Raw genomic sequence first — 16,539 nt, forward strand, 5'->3', positions numbered from 1 at the left:
CGTGCCGCCTCCGGCGTCCGCGCCGGACCCGGAGCCCGCGCCCGGACCGGTTCCCGCGCCCGTGCCCGTGCCGCCGCCGGCGTCCCCGCCGGCGCCGCCCGAGCCTTCGCCCTCCCCCTCGGCCTCGGCGGGCGCGTGCTCGTTGAAGAACCACCGGCCGTCCACCCATTGGGGCAGGGTCGTCAACCCCATGCCGCGGGAGTTGAAGAAGTCCCTGACACGGGCGCGGAACGCGGGGTCCACCTGCTGGGCGGGCGTGGGGTGCGCGATGTCGCCGTAGCGCCGCACCTCTGCGGGGGTCGGCCCCCGCACCGTCCGGGTCGTGACCCGCTCCTGGGTGCCGTTCGGGTCGACCTTCCCGACCGGGTCGTTGGCGCAGTAGGCGTACTGGTTCGGTCCGGCGGCGGTGCCGATCGGGTCGGCGCTGATCCAGCGGCCGAGCCAGGACGCGTAGGAGCGGGCGCCGTAGTGGTAGAGCCCGGTCTCCTCGTCGCGCTCCTTGCCGTGGAAGCGGAAGCGCTTGAGGCTCAGGTCGGTGCCGGGCCGGGAGGAGCGGTAGGCGGAGGAGCCGTACGGGTGGTACTCCTCGTAGGTGATGACCGCGCCGTCCTCGTCGGTCTCCAGCGCGGCCGAACCGAGGTGGTCGCCGTACTGGTACCGGATCACGGGCACGCCGAGCGGGGCCCCGTCGATGCCGCCGGGGTCGGCGGTGAGCGTGTCGGCCTGTGCGAAGCGGCCCGCGCCGTCACCGATGTGGACGGTGCGCCGTTCCAGGCGCAGGACGCCGTTCATCCACTCGCGGTACACCTCGACGGCGCCGAGGTAGCGGCGCTCGGTGCGCAGGCCCCCTTGGCGCTGCACCACTTTGCGGGCGCGGGCCCCGTCGCCGGTGTAGCAGAACCAGGCGGTCCCGCCGCCGCCCAGATCGGCCGACCGCAGCTGCTCGCTGCGGTTCCAGGACACCGCGGCCAGGTGCGGGGCCGAGGTGAGGTTCCCGTAGGCGTCGTACGTGTACTGGTGGCTGTAGGGCCCGTCGGGGTCGTCGGAGGGGACGCTGGTGGCGGCGAGCCGGTTGCGGCGGTCGGCCGGGTCGGCCTCGTGGGCGTAGCGGTAGCGGCGGGTCCAGCCGCCGCCGTTCGCCATGTGCCGCATGAGGGTGAGGTTCCCGAGGTCGTCGTACTCGTACTGCTCGGTGTAGAGGCGGACGGCGGCGGAGTCGTTGGGGTGCGGCAGCGGCGCGCCGACGAGGTCGCCGGACCCGGTCTGCTGGTCGGGCGCGATCCCCGCGTGTTCGCGCCCCGAGGCCTGCACGAGCTGGCCGATGGCGTCGTGGCGGAAGCGCATGCGGGCGGGCACGAACGCGCCCGCGAAGAAGTGCGACTGCTGCGCGGTGTCGTCGGTCTCGACCAGTCGGCCGGCGGCGTCGTAGACGTAGTGCAGGTCCTGCACCGCGTCCGCCGCGCCTTCGGCGGCCGTGCGGACCCCGGCGACCCTGCGGCTCAACGGGTCGTAGTCGTATCGGGTGGCGAGGCCGTTGCCGTGGCGGGCGATCGAGCGCCGCCCCATCGCGTCGTACTCCTGCCCGAGGAGGAACTGGCGGAACGGGCCGGCGCCGCCGATCCGGGCGCGCAGCGAGGCGAGCTGGTTGCCTTCGTCGTAGGCGGGGTCCATGACGGTGCCGTCGGGGAGCACCGCGGCGGTCATGCGGCCGAGCGCGTCGAACGCGGCGGTCGACTCGGTCTGCTCCGAGACCGGTTCGAGCAGCGGCCCGGCGGTCGCCAGGGCGAGCGCGGGGTCGTCGACGCCGTCCAGGACGGACCAGTCGGGTTCGGTCTCGGGGTCGGCGGTGAAGCGCCGCAGCGTCCTGACCGGGCGGCCGCGGTGGTCGAGCCGGTCGAAGACCGCGACCCCGCTCCCGTCGAACATGAGGTGCGCCTGGCCGATGAGGTTCCGCTCGGCCGCTTCGGGATGCGTCTCGCCGTAGACGATCCGGGTCGTCATGGTCTCGGGTTCGTCCGCGTCGGCCGCGAAGGCGGCGACGGGGCGGTGGACCGCGTCGTACGCGATCCGGTGGGTGCGGCCGTGCTCGTCCCAGGAGCGGACGAGCCGCCCCACGACGTCCGAGAAGGACCAGCGCACACCGCGTTCGGCCGCGTCGGCGCGCATCGGGACGCCGGCGAGGTTGCGGACCGAGGCGCTCACCAGGCGGTCGCGCGTGTCGAACTCGCGGGCGAAGCCGCCGGTGACGTCCGCTTCGCTGCGGCCGGTGCGAAGGTCGCCGCCGCCGTTGTCGGCCACGGTCATCACGGTGCGGCCCAGCACGTCCAGGTAGGCGACGGCGGGCGTGTCCGCGTGCCGGGCGGCGAGCCAGGCGGCCCGCTGCTCGGCGTCGGCCGGTTCCGGCCCGAGCGGGTCGGGGCTGCCGCGCTCGGCGTACCAGGCGCTGTCGAGGACGGTGTCGCCCGCGTCGTAGGACGCCGACCGCCACGGGCCGATCTCGGTGCGGGCGTGCGTGCCGTCGGGGTAGTCGGTGCGGAAGACCCGCCCCAGCGGGTCGTAGCTCGGGACCGCGGTGACCCCGAGTTCGACCAGGGCGGCCTCCGACTCGTAGCCGCTCGTCGTGGAGAAGTACGGCTCGTACTGCTTGACCGGCAGGCCCTTGTTGTTGACGATGGTGCGGCCGTTGCCGACCCATCGCGGGTCGGCGTCCACTTCGGTCGCGGTCTCGGTGTCCGGGTCCCAGGCGAGGGCGGGGCCGGGGGCGACCCGGCCCTTGACCATGACCGCGGCACCGGAGCCGTCGAAGTAGGCGTAGGACTCCTGCCAGGCGGTGTCGGCCGCGCCGTGGCGCTCGCGCCGGCGGGTGCGCGTCCATGCGGGCCTGCGCTCGTTCACCCACGCGAACGGGTCGTACTCCATGGTCGCGGTCGGGTCGGCGAGGCTGTCCATGCCGGGCTCGCCGGGTCTGCCGAGCAGCGCGGCGGCGACGATCGCGCCGCGCGCGTCGAAGGCGACCTCGGCGCGGTTCCCGGCGGCGTCGGTGACCGCGCGGGCCGCGAGCACGCGGTAGTCGTGTTCGAAGTGCGTCTGGAACCCGAGCGGGTCGGTGACGGTGACGACGGCCAGGTCGTAGTCGTCGCGCTCGATGGTGGAGGCGACCCCGAAGGGGTCCGCGCCGCCGGCCGGCAGGTGGAAGTGCTGCGCGGCGTCGGGGGCGTACAGGTCGGTTCCCGAAGGGGCCCACCAGCCGCCGTCGAAGTGCGCGTATCCGGCGGCGGTGAGGTCGGCCGCGGTGACCGTGCCGTCGTAGTGCGCGGCCACGAGGCCGTCGGTGAACGCGAGCGACCGCGAGTGGTGGGCCAGCCCGAGTGCGCCGTGGACGCCGAGCGGCAGCGGCCCGGCGAGGTCGTCGGAGCGGAAGAACATCTGGGAGCGGGCGGTCAGCCGCAGCACCGGGCCGTCCGGGGCCGGGACGGTGCCGTCGTCGTCGACATGCTCGTAGGGCACCCGTTCGGCGGCGGCCACCGCGGCGTCCACCTCCGCGGTGGTGAGGCGGCCCGCGGGGAGCCCGGCGAGCTCGAAGCTGCGGGTCTCCCAGACCTGGCGGAGGCTGCGGGTGTCGGGCGCGTCGATGTCGGCGGTCTGGTCGACCTCTTCGTAGCCGGCGCGGAGGCGGGCCTGCGCGTCCCGGACCGCCTGGGGCAGTGCGGGGTCGGGCTCGGCGCGCGGGTAGGCGACGGTGGCGGTGCGGACGGGCTGCCCGAGGTCGTCGGCCTCCAGCACGAAGCTGTGGGAGACGCGCGGGTCGGCGGGGACGCGGTCGTACCCGTAGGAGACGGCCTCGGTGGGCAGGACCTGGAAGACCGCGTGGCGCCGCCCGCCCTGGCTCTGGCGCAGGGCGACCGCGTAGGCGGCCTCGGTGACCGCGTACGGCACCGCGGACTCGGGGGCGGCGTCGAGGCCGTAGGTCTCGGTCCGGAGCGTGACGCCCTTGAGGGCCCGGCAGGCCTGCCGGTACTCGTCGTCGGTGAGGCCCGGCGGCAGGTCCGGTTCGGGCAGCGGGGGTTCGGGCAGGACCGGGTTCTGCCAGTACTGGCCGCGGCGGGTGTGGAGCATCCGCTCCCCGGCGCCCGCGGCCGCTCCGGTGTGGAACCAGGTGCGGGTGCGCACGGGCGGCTGGCGCAGGTCGGGGTCGGGGTCGATCCCCGCGGGCGGCACCTCATAGGCCTCGCTGTCGATGCTCTCGACGAGGCCGAAGCCGCGGAACTCGCGCTCGACCGGGTCGAAGTGGCCGTCGTGGTAGCTGGTGGTGCTGGTGAACACCGTCTCGCGGACGTGGTCGACGCGGGTCACCTTGTGGGCGCATGCGACCGGGAACGGGAGCTTCCCCGGCCACGGCCGCCCGTCCCGCTCGTCGGCCTGCGCGAAGGAGGTGGAGGAGCGGTACTCGATGCGCACCTCGCCGCCGCCGCCGTTCTCGTAGCGGCTGAGGAGGTGCGGGACGCCGGCGCTGTGGAGGTCGATGTAGCGCAGGGGCGCGGCCCCGGAGGGCAGGCCCGTGGACCACACCAGGCAGGCGGTGCCGTTGCCGCGCAGGTCCACTGCGGAGACGACGCGCCGGTTGTCGGCGGCGGGGAGGCCGGGGAGGGTGCGCGGCGGGGACCAGGCCGCTCCGGCGCGGTTGGCGTAGAGGCGGACGCCGTCGGCGGCAAGGTAGACGAGGTCGCTGCGGCCGTTGCCGTCGATGTCGGTGAGGATCGCGCGGCGGGGGTCGAAGCGGTCGGGGTGGTCGAACCAGGGCGCGTCGTCCATGGCGACCGCGGGTCCGAAGCGGCCGTGGCCGAGGTTGGGCCGGTAGGTGACGGCGCCGTTGGCGAGGCGCACGAGGTCGGGGAGGCCGTCGCCGGTGAGGTCGGCGAGCCGGACCGCGACCGCGGCGGCGTGCTCGCCGAGACTGGGCGGCCGGTCGTCGGGGAGGTCGAGCGGCCGGGGGGCGGCGAAGGCGCCGCCGCGGTTCGGACACCAGCGGACCCCGGCCGGGTCGTCGAGCACGAGGTCGGGAAGGCCGTCGCCGGTCAGGTCCGCGAGGTGGAGGTCGCCCGCGGCGAGGTCGATCTCGGGGAGGCCGTCGAAGGGCGCGAAGGGCTTCCAGCCGCCGTCGTCGTCGCGGCCGGCGTACGCGGCGTTCCCCGGCGCGAATCGCACCAGGTCGGGCGTACCGCCGCCGTCGAGGTCGAGTAGCAGGTCGGCGCCGAGGCCCGGGAGGCCGGTCTCGGGGTGGGCCGCGACCGGAGCGGCGGCCGCGAAGCCGACCTCGCCGGGTTCGCGGAGGGGGCTGGTGTTGCGCAGGTAGTACCAGGCGCCGCGGCGGGCGGCGAGGACCCCCGCCACGCCGTCGCCGTCGAGGTCGACCCAGGTGTGGTCGGCGAGGTCGAGCCCGGCGGGCAGCCGCTCGGCGTCGACGTCGCGGACGGTGGGGTCGATGGTGGACGGCTGATAGTGGAAGGTGAGCGGCGGGCTGGGGGCGCGCAGGTACCCGTCTCCGTCGCGCTCGTATCCGGCGGAGGCGGCGGCGGTGAGGTGCGAGTCCCCGCTGTGCTCGTCGGCGGCGTAGGAGAAGTCGACGGAGCGGACGAGCGTCGGTTCCGGGCCGAGTTCGGGGATGTCGTGGAACATCAGGGCGCGGGCGCAGCGGCGGTAGGTGCGGACCTCGAAGCCCGGCCGGCAGTCCGAGTACGGGTCGGGGCGGGCGGGCCAGGGCAGGTCCGGTTCGATCGCGGGCGCGTCGGGATCGTGGTCGCCGTAGTCGAGCACGAGGGTGAACAGCCACGACGCGGGACGCGGCACCGGCGGTCCGACCGGGTCGAGGACCGGATGGTGGGGGCTCGCGTTGCCGTAGCGGATGCGCTTGAGGTGCCTTGCGGCCGAACGGGAGAGGTCGGTCCGGTGCGCTTCGCTCGCGGCGCCCGGGTCGATGCCCGCGGCGTCCTCGGCGGCGTACTCGTAGGCGACCGCGCCGCCCTTGTCGTCGTGGCTGAAGCTGATGAGCCAGGCGAAGATCCGGGCCGGATCCTCCGGGTCGGCGATGCGGCTCCCGGGATCCTCGCCGAACCAGGCGGTGTGGTTGTCGCCGGACAGCGTGCGCCACTTGCAGTCGGCGCGGTCGGCGAGGCTGGTCCAGCGCTCGATGCGGGTGAGCCCCGAGTCGATGCGGGGGCGGTAGCGGTCGATCCGGTACGCGGTGCCCGCGACGGTCCGCACGGCGGGGCTCTCGTCGACCGGGACGAGGTCCTCGCCGCCGTCGGCGAGGAACACGTCTGATGCCTCGCCGTCGCGGTAGCGCGGGACGCCGCGGTCGGTGCGGCGGCTGATCTGCGGCACGGGGAGGTCCCAGCCGTAGCCGAACAGGCCGGCGCGGCGGGAGGAGTCGTAGCCGACGGCCATCGACGGCGCGCCGCGCCCGGCGCTGAAGGGCAGCGGGATCGAGAGGGATGCGGAGCCGGTGACGGGGCTGGTCTGGAAGGTCTCGCCGAGCCGCGCGGGCGGGCTGCCGATCGCGGGGAGCGACGGCGCCGCCGCGGCCCCGGGCGCCGGAACCGGCGCCCGCCCCGCCCGTTCGGGACCGGCTGCACCACCCCAGTGTGCGTCCACGATCGCGGCTCCTTTGCGGCAGAACGGCGCTCGGGCCGGCGCCTGATTACGGAGCGTAGACCTGCCGCGACACCGTCGCAATTGACCATTAGGACTAATTCCAGTGCAGCGCTTGACAAATGATCTTGATATAATCCACTGCCACTCCGGATGCCGCCAAACTCGCCATTCACCTAAATGCGACATGAGTGGATTCGCCCGATCGCCTGCTACTACGGGGTGGGAATTACCGATACAGATCCCGGATCGGCAACGGCCGATCGGACTCGATGCCTGTCGGGACACGTTTGCCTCGTCGCCCGTCACAGTCTCCAGTGGAATTGAGGAAGGGCTACGGGTCTATTGAGGGATCGATGTCGGCGCCGAAGGTTCGCGAGAGGCGGCCGACGTTGAATCGTCCGCCACCGGCCGGACGAAGCACGACGTCGCCTGCGAAATCGGCGCCGAGCAGTGATTCGACGGGCCGCCACGCATTCGGGCATCGGGTCTGCTGCCTTACCATGACCGGATGGCCGTAGATCTTTACGCCGGCATCCCGGTGAGCGACTATCCGGCTGCGCTCATTTGGTATCAGCGCTTGTTCGGGTCCCCGCCGACGTTCATCGCAAGCGACACCGAGGCCGTGTGGGAACTCGCGGAGCACCGATCGGTGGTCCTCGAGCACCGACCCGAGCGCGCCGGGAACGCCGTACTCACCATCTTCGTCGACGATTTCGACACTCGCCTCGACCGGATCGCCGACCGCGGCATCGAACCCTCGGTGCGCGAAACCTATCCCAACGGGGTGCGCCACGCCACCTATCACGACAGTGAGGGGAACGAGATCTCGTTCGGCGGCGCGCCCCGATGAGCCTGCGGCGCGGGCACGCCGGCTCGTAGTCGACGGACAGGCGCAGACGCCCTGGCCGTGGACCGCGATGCGTCGATCACCAGGGCGCGGTCGCTGTCACGGTTCGTCCACGAGGCGCATCGCGGTGATGAAGCGGCAGCGTGGTCGTCGACCGCGTCCTCCGCGTCGATCGGCCGCCGCCGTTCCCGGAGCGCGGTGCCCCTCATGGGCCGGTCCCGCGGCCGGCCGGTCCGAGGCGGCGATGACCGGACGGTGACGGATGAGGGACCGGCGCGGCTTCGATGGGCCGATCAATCGCGATCAGGCCGCCGCATTCGCCGGCGGCCTGATGCGACTTCGACCGGAAGGAGTTGGCATGGCGCTGTCGACGTGCCCGAAATGCGGACGGACCATGGAGGACGACTGGTGCGGCTACTGCTGGGGCCTCGAGGCGGGCACGAAGTTCATGATCGAGCAGGGAGAGGCCGAAGCCCGGGCCGCGCGCCGGGCGTCGTCCGGCGGGTGCGCGGTCCTGGCGCTCGCCTCGGCGGCGGTCCCCGTCGCGATCCTCGTGCTCCTGGCGGCGGTGCCGTTCGCCTAGCGCGGTCCGCCCCCGCGGTTTCGCGGCACCGGCCTCGCCCGCCTCAGCCGAGGGCCGCGTCGGACGGGTGCGGAATCGCCGCCGTCACCAGCTTCGCCTCGTCCTCGGTGAGCTCGAGGTCGAACGCCTCGGCCAGGGTCGCCGCGTAGTCGACGTCGGCGATCTCCTTCGCGGTCTCCGAGCCGTCGGGGCGGACCTCGGTGAGCGTGCGGCCCAGGAGCCGGCGCTCCGACGCCGGCCCGCGCTTGACGACGATGGGGCGCTTGACGAACGGCGACCCCGGGCTCGTCGAGGTGCTCTCGTTGGCGAGGGCGACGTCGACCGGGAACGTGGCGTCGGGGATGAGCGTGTACATCGTCTCCCAGCGCCCTCCGCGCAGTTCCTGGACGCGGCGGTCGCCGTCGCCGAACGGCTCGGTCACGCGGTAGGTCCATCCGCCTTGGGGAGAGCGCGCCTCCCGGTCGACCGGGATCGGCTCCGACGGTCCCGAGCCGAACCCGACGTCGCCGAGCCAGGTCCTTCCGTCGAGTTCGGCGAGGACGACCAGGTGCGAGCGGGGACGCGCGTGGACGAGCGGGTCGCCGGTGCGGATGAGGCTGCGGCGCACCGGGACGCCGATCCGGTCGAGTACGGCGGCGAAGAGGAGGTTCATCTCGTAGCAGTAGCCGCCGCGCCTGCGGCGGACGATCTTGTCGACGACGGTGGGGAGTCCGATGTCCGGCCCCCTGCCGAGCATCACGTCGAGGTTCTCGAACGGCACTGCGGCGACGTGGGCGCGGTGCAGGGCCGTGAACGTCTCGAGGTCCGGACGCAGCGGGCCGCGGTGCCCGATGCGCTCGGCGTACTCGTCCGGATCGACCGCGGCGACGTCCCATTCGGGCGAGGGCTCGGCGGGGGTGGTGACCATGGTGGTGCCTCCTGGATGCTGGGCGTCCCGACGCCGGGATCGGCGACGGTTCGACCGTATGGCGGTCGGACGCGGGCCGCATCGGTCCGGCGTCGGAGCGGTCCTCGTCCGCTGGTCTTAAGACCGGACCTCGGACGCCCGCACCGGTGGCAACTCCCCTATGCCTTGACGACTGACATGTTCTCAGGGCCTCTGCCGCTTCGCGGAACGGGAGACCCGTGTAGCTGCGGTCCCGTCGTCACCGGGTTCAGGTCGAAAGCCTGCATCTTCGACTTCATGCCGTATACGGGCGGTGGCGATGGCTTGGCGCACAGCGAGACCGAGGAACAGCAGGATCGTCAAGCCCGCCGCGACGACGCCGACGATCTTGGTCGGTGAATCCGGCAATGCGGCGACCACGGCCAGCAAACCGACGATGAAGCTCACCATCGCCACCGACAGGGCGATGATGGAGAGGTTCGCACTCATCCGGTCCGAACCGTCCGCCGATCGGTGCTGACGCTCGAACTCGCGCCGCTGCTGCTCGATGAGTTCAGCGAGCAGTCTATTGGTCTGCCGCTGTTCGCTCGCCAGGTCTCTGAGGTCGTCTTGCAGTGACCGGACCTGATCGCGTGTGATGAACGGGTTCAAGACTGGACTCCGAATCGACCGGGGGTCGGACTGCTCAATCGAGGTATTCGCATTTGATCGCCATCGGCAGCTCGACGTACCCCGGGTCTCCCTGCCCCACGATCTCGCCGCTCGGCTGCCCGAAGAACCGGTCTTGATCGCACGACAGCCCGCTCATGCGAAACGGTGTGCCGGCGTGGTCGATGGTGACCGATCCCAAGGTGCCGTCCACCTCGTAATCGACGACCAATCGGTATTCGTATGCGCCCCCGCCGGTTTCCGGGTCCAGGTAGACCTTGACCATGACGCTCTGCTTGTCTCCGGGCGCGACATTGATGACCTGCCCCTCGAAGAACTCGTGGTCGGTCCGGTCCCCGGTCTCCTCTTCGACCGTGTACGGTCCGGGATTCGGGGCGTCGAGCAGCAAATGCATCTGGTCGATCGGAGTGGCTCCGCACCGCATCGGCTCGATGAACGTGCCGCCGTCGATCGCCTCGACCTCGGTGACGATCTCGGCCCGGACGCCGGTGACGGTCACCTGCTGCGGGAGATCGGTTTGGAGAGTGAAGTACACGCTCATGGAGCCGACGAGATACGCGCCCGCCGACAGCATGCCCGAGACGAATTCCGGCTCGCTGCCGTAGTAGGAGAGGTCCTCCAGGATCGCGTCGGCGGCGTCGGCGGAGCCCGCGTCGAATACGAAGTCTCGGCAATCGTCGCCGTCCCCGAGTTGGGTGACCGTCGCGAGCAGGACGTCCGCTTCGGCGGCCGGGGATTCGGTCGAGGTGTCGGCGAGGTCGGGACCAGACGCTTCGGGGCGGTCGTCCTTGTGTCCGATCGCGCCGATGACGGCGGTGATCACGACGATGAGCACGAGCACGGCTGCGATCACTAAGAACAGGGTGGTTCTGCGTGAACGCCGCAGGCGTGACTGGGTGAGGTCTGGGGTGCGCATCCTGCTCACTTTCGAGGCGAAGGGAGCACCTATCGTATTATGCGCCACCCAGACCGAAGTCCAAGCGCTGTCATTGGTTCTGCTGCGGCGCTTGCGTTCTCGTGGGACGTGGGGTGGGGTCGATCCGGTCGGTCACTCTGCGACGAGTTCGTTCGCGCTGCGCACGACGCCGGGGGCCGTCAGCGCCTCGAGGTCGAGTCCGCCGCGGTGGCGCACGAGGAACCGCGCGCTCTCGTCGGGCAGCAGCGTCACCAGGCCTTGCTCGGTGACGGCGTCGGGGTCGGCCTTGTCGATGAGCAGGGTCAGGTCGCGAACGAGGTTCGCGGCCGTGAACAGCAGCTCCGTGCCGCCCTCGACCGGCTCGGACCGGACCGTCAGCTCTGGCTTCTCGAGCCGCGAGTCCCGGGGTTCGGTGTAGAACCACAGGCCGCGCTCACCGCCGAAGGACGCGGTGAGGACCTCGTCCGCGGGGCTGCCGCCGGCGGCGACGGCGGGATCGATCGGGACTTCGAGCGTGCAGCGGGCGGCGACGAACGCCGGCGCGATCCGCTCGGCGAGCGGCGTGCCGTCGAAGGCGGTGCGGCGCAGCACGAGGTCGCCGTCCCAGTCATCGCCGGTGTCGTTGCAGAGCACGGCTGCGAGCCGCTCGCCGCGCTGCTGCACGGTCACCAGTCGCGGCGCGAAGGCCGAGCGCACGCCGTGCCAGAGCGGCTTGAGCCGTTCTTCCCCGTCGATGGCGGACCATGAGGTGACCGGCCAGCAGTCGTTGAGTTGCCACACGACGGCGCCCATCGTGCGGGGCGCCCAGGAGCGGAAGTGCTCGAGCGCGAAGCGGACCGCCATCGCCTGGTTGAGCTGCATCGCCCAGTGCCAGTTCTCCATGTCGTCGGGCACGCGGAAGTGCGGGACGAGGCCCCGGGTGAGCTTCGTGTTCCCCTCGGCAGCCTTCTGGTGCGCGATCATCCCCGGCGACTCGGGGGTGAGGGGCTCGTCGGAGACGGCGCGCACGAGCGTGGACCACGCGGGCGGCCCCTGCCAGCCGAATTCGGCGGCGAACCGGGGCCGGTGCTCGGCGTAGGTGGTCCAGTCGCGCCGGTTCCACTGCTCCCACAGGTGCATCGAGCCGTGCGCTTCGGTGTTCGGGTGCATGCCAGGCGGGCTGTAGGGGCTCCCGGGGATGTACGGAGTGCGCGGCGCGAGCTCCTCCACGAGGCGCGGGAACAGCTCGTAGTAGTAGTCGGCGCCCCAGGTCCGGCCGTCGAGGATCGTCTTCCAGCCCCAGTCCTCGTAGCCCCACAGGTTCTCGTTGTTCCCGCACAGGAGCACCAGTGACGGGTGCGAGGCGAGGCGCGGGATCTGTTCGCGCACTTCGGCTTCGACCTCGCTGCGCAGCGGCTCCTCCTCGGGGTAGGCGGCGCAGGCGAAGAGCAGGTCCTGCCAGGTGAGCAGCCCGAGCTCGTCGCAGAGCTCGAAGAAGTCCTCGGATTCGTAGAGGCCGCCGCCCCAGACGCGGATGAGGTTGAGGTTGGCGGCGAGCGCCTGGCGCAGGCGGCGTTCGTATCGGGCCCGGTCGATGCGGACCGGGAGCGCGTCGTCGGGGATCCAGTTGGCGCCCTTGACGAAGACGGGCCGGTCGTTGACGACGAGCGTGAACGGGGTGCCCTCGTCGTCGGGTTCGGTGTCCCACCGGACCGTGCGGAAGCCGATGCGGCGTTCGACCGCGTCCAGCGGCCCGTCCGGGGTGTCGAGCGTCAACTCGGCGTCGTAGAGGGGCTGGTCGCCGTAGCCGACGGGCCACCAGCGGCGGACACCGGGGGCCTCGACGGCGACGCGGACCGTGTCGGCCCCGGCGGGGATCTCGACGGCGGCCTCGCTTCCGCGGAGGGAGGCGCGGGCGGTGAGCGCCGCGTCGGGGTCGTGGCGCTCGATCACGATCTCGGCCTCGAGGCGCCCGCCGCCGGGGAGCGGGACGGCGTCGAGGCGGACCTCGGCGATCCGGGCGACCGACCAGGACTCCAGCCGGACCGGCCGCCAGATGCCCGAGGTGTACGTCGCGATGCCCCAGTCCCAGCCGAAGTTGCTGGCGGACTTTCGGATCGCCTCGTACGGCATCGGATAGGGCCGCGGCCGCGCGCCGAGCGCGCGGCTCTGCTCGTTCGCGTAGCGCACCGGCGAGCGGAAGCGGACTTCGAGCTCGTTCCGCCCTTCGACGAGCGCCTCGCGCACGTCGACGCGGTAGGAGCGGTGCTGGTTCGCGGCGTCGAGGACCACCCGGCCGTTGAGCGAGACGGCGGCGACGGTGTCGAGTCCGTCGAAGACCAGGTCGTGCCGGTCGTGGCCTCCCGGCTCCCACGTGAACGCCGTCCGGTACGTCCAGTCCACGAGGCCGATCCACGACGTCAGCGACTCGTTGCCGTCGAGGTACGGGTCGGGGATGAGCCCTGCGGCGAGCAGGTCGGTGTGGACGCATCCGGGCACGGCGGCCGGGATCGCGGCGCCGAGGACCGCCTCCGGCGCGGGCCCGGCCGACGCGCGGAGCGTCCAGCCGGAGTGGAGTTCGGTGCGGAGGGGAGGCGGGGTCACTTGACTGCTCCGGTAGTGAGTCCCTTGTAGATCCATCGCTGGAGGAACAGGAAGGCGACCAGAGTCGGGATGATGACGATCAGGGTGCCGGCCGAGATGACCTCCCATTGCGCACCGAACGGTCCCTTGAAGCGGAACAGCGACGTCGAGATCAGGCCCTCGGAGGGCAGGTAGAGGAAGGGCGCGTAGAACTCGTTGTAGATCGCGATCCCCTTGATGATCACGACGGTGGCGATCGCGGGCCTCAGCAGCGGCAGCACGATCATCCAGTAGATCGTCCAGCGGTTGGCGCCGTCGAGCATCGCCGCTTCGTCGAGTGAGGCGGGAATCGACTGCATGAACTGGATGAACAGGTAGATCGCGATGATGTCGGTGCCCATGAACAGGAGGATGAGCGCGGTCCTGGTGTCGTACAGGCCCATGCCGTTGATGAGCTGGAAGGTGGCGACCTGGCTCGTGACTCCCGGGACGAGGGTAGCGACGAGGAACAGTCCGAACACGAGTCGCTTGCCGCGGAACTCGAAGCGGTCCAGGCCGTAGGCCGCCATCGTGCCGATGAAGACCGTGCCGGCGAGCGAGACGGCGAGGACGATGCCGGTGTTGAGGAATCCCTCGAGCATCCCGCCGCTGTCGAAGGCGGTGGCGAAGTTCGCGAAGTTGAACCAGTTCGCCGGCGGTGTCATGGGGCCGGTCGAGCCGTACTCGGCAGGGGTCTTGAAGCTGGCGAACACGACGGTCACGAGCGGCACGAGGGTGACGGCGGCGGCGATCACCAGGCTCAGGTACTTGGCCCCGCCGGCGGTGATCCGGCGGGCGCGCAGGAGTCCGGACTCGGGGGCGTGGTGCGCGGTGGTCATGTGAGATCGACCTTCTCGTCGGGGAAGAGCTTGCGCTGCGCCCAGGTCACCAGCAGGACGATCGCGAGCAGCACTACGGCCATCGCCGAGGCCGTGCCGACCTGCCGGTGTGTGAACGCGGTCTGGATCGTCTGGATGACGAACGTCGAGGTGCCGTTCGCGCCGCCGGTCATGATGAACGGGATCTCGAAGACGCTGAGCGAGCCCGCGATCGAGAGGATGAACATCAGCCCGATGATGCGGCGGATGCCGGGCAGGATGATCGCCCGGAACTGCTGCCACTTGTTCGCGCCGTCCAGCTCGGCCGCCTCGTACAGCTCGCTCGGGATCGACTGGATCGCCCCGAGGAACAGCACGAAGTTCATGCCCATGTAGCGCCAGACGCTCGTCCCGGCGAGCGACCAGTTGGCGACCTCGGGATCGCCGAGCCACTGCGGCGGATCGCCGACGCCCGCCCAGGACAGCACCGTGTCGATGGTGCCGCCGGGCTGGAAGAGGTAGAGGAACACGAACCCGATCGCGACGCCGTTGATGAGGTAGGGGAAGAACAGCACGCCGCGGAAGAAGTTCCGGAATCGCGTGCTCTGACTCAGGATGGTCGCGAAGTACAGCGCGATCGCGATCTGGACGAACGAGGCGCCGAAGTAGTAGAGGCTGACGAAGAAGACCTCGAAGATGCGGGGGTCGGTGAAGACCCGCACGTAGTTGTCGGCGCCGACGAAGTGCTTCGTCTGGTCCAGCCCGTCCCAGTCGGTGACGCTGTAGTAGAAGAGGTTGGCCGCGGGCCAGTACGTGAACAGGAGCAGCAGCGAGACCGCGGCCGCGATGAACAGGTACGGGGTGAGCCGCCGCGGGTACCGCCGCCGGGTGGTCCCGGAGGGCCGCCTGGTGCGGCCCTCCGGGCGGTCGGCCACGGCTTCCGCGGGCGCGGAGTCCTTGATCGCCATGAGTCGCTTCCGCTTCCCTCAGCCCGCGAGACGTTCGACCGATGCGCCCCAGCGCTCGTTCAGGTCGGCGAAGAAGCTCTCCTTGTCGCCGTCGGCCGCGCCGCGCGCCACGTCGACGAGCTCCTGCCGGTAGATGTTGCCGAACAGGTCGACCTGCGAGTCGCTGGCCACCTCGTTGAGCAGGCCCTCCTCGCCGGCCGGGGCGGCGTTCATCTCCATGAGCTGCACGCCGGCCTCTTCGAGCCCGCTGAGGTTCTCGGGGAGGGGCGCGTCCGCGACAGTGGAGATCATGGCCTCGTTCTCGGCGAAGCCCGACTCCTCCACGAACCACTTGATCCAGGCCCACGCGGCGGCCTTGGACTCGGAGTGGCGGCTGACGGCGAGGTTGTAGTCGCCGCCGATCACGGTGTACTGGGTGCCGTCCACGTTCGCAGGGAACGCCATGAAGCCGATGTCGTCGGCGGAGGCGCCGTTGGCCTCGGCGGCGTCCTGCATCTGCGAGATCGCCCACGAGCCGAGGGTCATCGCACCGATCTTGCCGGTCGCGATGTCCACCTTGGACTGCTCCCAGTTGGTGGTGAGCGGGTCCTCCTCGGTCAGGCCCGCCGCCACGGCGTCGTAGAGCAGCGAGTCGATGGTGTACATGTCCTTGCCCTCGGTCCAGGGCGCCGGGTCCTTCGCCATCTCGCTGGAGGCGTCGGGGTTCGCGGTGATCCCGCCGAGATTCCCGAAGGACTGGCCGAGGGGCCAGCCGTCCTTGTAGTTGGTGTACAGCGGGATCGCGTCGGTGTTGTCCTTGATCTGCTGGAGCGCGGCGAGGAACGCCTCGGGGGTGCTCGGCAGTTCGGTGATGCCGGCCGCCTCGAAGACCCGCTTGTTGTAGAGGACGCCGTTGGCGTTGCCGCCGATGGCGAGCCCGTACTGCACGCCCTCGTAGGCGGCGCCGTTCAGGAAGCGGTAGGTGTCCTCGAAGTCCGCCTTGTCGCCGAGCGGCTCGAGGAACTGCTCGAACTGGTTCGGCTGGATCGCGGCCGGGATGCCGATGACGTCGCCGTAGTTGTTCGTGCTCAGGCGGGTGGTCATCTCGCCCGCGTAGTCGGTGATGCCCTCGACCTCCACCGAGACGTCCGGGTACTGCTCTTCGAACGCCGCGATGTACTCGTCGAACTGGCCGTTCTCGACGAGGTCGGTGCGCCAGGTGATGATCTTGAGATCACCCTTCACCTCGCCGTCGATCGTGTTTGAGGGGTCGTCGGCGCCGCTGCCGCTGCAACCGCTGAGTGCGATCGCGGCCGCGGCGAAGGTCGCGACACCGGCCAATGCCTGCTTGCTCATTTCGGGGCTCCTTGTCGGGTTCATCGTTGAACGCGCTCCGCTCGGCCGTTACAGCGAAGCACTCGCACAGGGTAAGTTATGAACCGGTTAAGCACAAGTAAGCGAGTGTCGATCCCTCGATGGATCGGCGACTCGAGCCGATGCAGAAGAGCGGCTGAGTACAAACGATCCAGCGAGTTCAGTAATTCGTTCAGGAGCCTTACTCGGTTCAGTAACAGTTCAATACCGAACGCGTCCTCTTGGGGCGCAAGTCTCGGCGGAGTAG

The 16,539-nt window shown here is 71.0% G+C and carries 10 protein-coding genes; 2 read left to right on the forward strand and 8 right to left on the reverse strand.

Features of this window, described 5'->3' with window-relative positions:
- Window positions 1–6,651, reverse strand: a 6,651-nt coding sequence (locus GFD30_RS20385; RefSeq protein WP_194202037.1) for a SpvB/TcaC N-terminal domain-containing protein, incomplete at its 3' end; no start/stop codon positions are given.
- Between the two features lie 508 nt (window positions 6,652–7,159).
- On the opposite strand from GFD30_RS20385, the gene GFD30_RS20390 reads away from it, so the two are divergent.
- Together GFD30_RS20390 and GFD30_RS20395 are read left to right on the forward strand one after the other, a co-directional pair.
- Window positions 7,160–7,501 (forward strand): VOC family protein, encoded by a 342-nt coding sequence (locus GFD30_RS20390; RefSeq protein ID WP_153027026.1) that lies wholly within the window; start codon window positions 7,160–7,162, stop codon window positions 7,499–7,501.
- 355 nt (window positions 7,502–7,856) lie between these two features.
- Window positions 7,857–8,081 carry a hypothetical protein gene (locus GFD30_RS20395; RefSeq protein ID WP_153027027.1) on the forward strand — a complete coding sequence of 75 codons (225 nt, stop codon included), beginning with the start codon at window positions 7,857–7,859 and terminating at the stop codon, window positions 8,079–8,081.
- 43 nt (window positions 8,082–8,124) lie between these two features.
- Here GFD30_RS20395 and GFD30_RS20400 read toward each other — a convergent pair whose 3' ends face one another.
- The 7 genes from GFD30_RS20400 to GFD30_RS20430 form a co-directional block, all read right to left on the reverse strand.
- Complete coding sequence (locus GFD30_RS20400) at window positions 8,125–8,988, reverse strand: arylamine N-acetyltransferase family protein (protein ID WP_153027028.1); 864 nt, start codon at window positions 8,986–8,988, stop codon at window positions 8,125–8,127.
- A gap of 183 nt (window positions 8,989–9,171) precedes the next feature.
- A complete protein-coding gene (locus tag GFD30_RS20405; RefSeq protein ID WP_153027029.1) occupies window positions 9,172–9,618 on the reverse strand; it encodes a hypothetical protein in 447 nt (148 codons plus the stop codon).
- A 34-nt stretch (window positions 9,619–9,652) separates the two neighbouring features.
- Window positions 9,653–10,552: a hypothetical protein gene (locus tag GFD30_RS20410; protein WP_153027030.1), complete on the reverse strand. Its 900-nt coding sequence runs from the start codon at window positions 10,550–10,552 to the stop codon at window positions 9,653–9,655.
- A gap of 132 nt (window positions 10,553–10,684) precedes the next feature.
- Window positions 10,685–13,171 carry a glycoside hydrolase family 2 protein gene (locus GFD30_RS20415; protein ID WP_153027031.1) on the reverse strand — a complete coding sequence of 829 codons (2,487 nt, stop codon included), beginning with the start codon at window positions 13,169–13,171 and terminating at the stop codon, window positions 10,685–10,687.
- Complete coding sequence (locus tag GFD30_RS20420) at window positions 13,132–13,992, reverse strand: carbohydrate ABC transporter permease (RefSeq protein WP_153027032.1); 861 nt, start codon at window positions 13,990–13,992, stop codon at window positions 13,132–13,134. Before GFD30_RS20420 ends, GFD30_RS20415 begins: the two co-directional genes overlap by 40 nt.
- The gene (locus tag GFD30_RS20425) at window positions 13,989–14,939 is read right to left on the reverse strand and encodes a carbohydrate ABC transporter permease (RefSeq protein WP_153027033.1); all 951 of its coding nucleotides are present in this window, start codon (window positions 14,937–14,939) and stop codon (window positions 13,989–13,991) included. Before GFD30_RS20425 ends, GFD30_RS20420 begins: the two co-directional genes overlap by 4 nt.
- Before the next feature lie 18 nt (window positions 14,940–14,957).
- A complete protein-coding gene (locus GFD30_RS20430) occupies window positions 14,958–16,274 on the reverse strand; it encodes an ABC transporter substrate-binding protein (RefSeq protein WP_153027034.1) in 1,317 nt (438 codons plus the stop codon).
- Between the last annotated feature and the right edge of the window lie 265 nt (window positions 16,275–16,539).

It is taken from the genome of Glycomyces albidus (assembly GCF_009451885.1).
GTDB lineage: Bacteria > Actinomycetota > Actinomycetes > Mycobacteriales > Micromonosporaceae > Glycomyces > Glycomyces albidus.

What these genes read in the sequence shown, in the direction of transcription:
- GFD30_RS20425 (WP_153027033.1), bottom strand. Translation starts at nt 14,939, where the DNA reads ATGGCGATCAAGGACTCCGCGCCCGCGGAAGCCGTGGCCGACCGCCCG.
- GFD30_RS20415 (WP_153027031.1), bottom strand. Translation starts at nt 13,171, where the DNA reads ATGGATCTACAAGGGACTCACTACCGGAGCAGTCAAGTGACCCCGCCT.
- GFD30_RS20420 (WP_153027032.1), bottom strand. Translation starts at nt 13,992, where the DNA reads ATGACCACCGCGCACCACGCCCCCGAGTCCGGACTCCTGCGCGCCCGC.
- GFD30_RS20430 (WP_153027034.1), bottom strand. Translation starts at nt 16,274, where the DNA reads ATGAGCAAGCAGGCATTGGCCGGTGTCGCGACCTTCGCCGCGGCCGCG.
- GFD30_RS20400 (WP_153027028.1), bottom strand. Translation starts at nt 8,988, where the DNA reads ATGGTCACCACCCCCGCCGAGCCCTCGCCCGAATGGGACGTCGCCGCG.
- GFD30_RS20410 (WP_153027030.1), bottom strand. Translation starts at nt 10,552, where the DNA reads ATGCGCACCCCAGACCTCACCCAGTCACGCCTGCGGCGTTCACGCAGA.
- GFD30_RS20395 (WP_153027027.1), top strand. Translation starts at nt 7,857, where the DNA reads ATGGCGCTGTCGACGTGCCCGAAATGCGGACGGACCATGGAGGACGAC.
- GFD30_RS20390 (WP_153027026.1), top strand. Translation starts at nt 7,160, where the DNA reads ATGGCCGTAGATCTTTACGCCGGCATCCCGGTGAGCGACTATCCGGCT.